This window comes from Desulfosporosinus sp. I2, from assembly GCF_000960765.1.
Lineage (GTDB): Bacteria > Bacillota > Desulfitobacteriia > Desulfitobacteriales > Desulfitobacteriaceae > Desulfosporosinus.
The window spans coordinates 1-403 of the sequence record NZ_JYNH01000329.1; the positions used below are offsets into that span (position 1 = coordinate 1).

Sequence of the window (403 nt, forward strand, 5' to 3'; positions counted from 1 at the left end):
ATTGTAGTGGTTTTCTTTACAATATTGAATAAGTCGTTCTTGTTGGCGTTGAAGATTGCCACTTTCCTGTTGTTTCTTGGTTGAGACTCTACAATAAATAAAGGCGTTAAGTTGAACAGGTGCTACTGCCTCTACTTGATTAACAAGGGTTTCTATTTCATCAAGGCGATATCGCCTATGATTACCGAAAGTTCTTACTGACTTTAATTTTCCTGATGCATCCCATCGTCGAAGAGTTGCAATTGTAACGCCCAATCGCTGAGCAGCATCACTTATATCAATTAAGTTATTAGACATTGTTATTTCACCTCTACTATAGAATAACACTTTATTAGTTAATTTTATAGTAGAAATGTTCATGTTTATACATATTTATCTAGAAATTTAGCAACTGTTTGTACCT

Annotated in this window: 1 protein-coding gene; it reads right to left on the bottom strand. The window is 34.0% G+C overall.

What is annotated here, in order from left to right; translation table 11 throughout:
* A partial coding sequence (locus UF75_RS25960; protein WP_045577391.1) for a MerR family DNA-binding transcriptional regulator occupies positions 1 to 297 on the bottom strand: 297 nt, incomplete at its 3' end.
* Positions 298 to 403 lie beyond the last annotated feature (106 nt).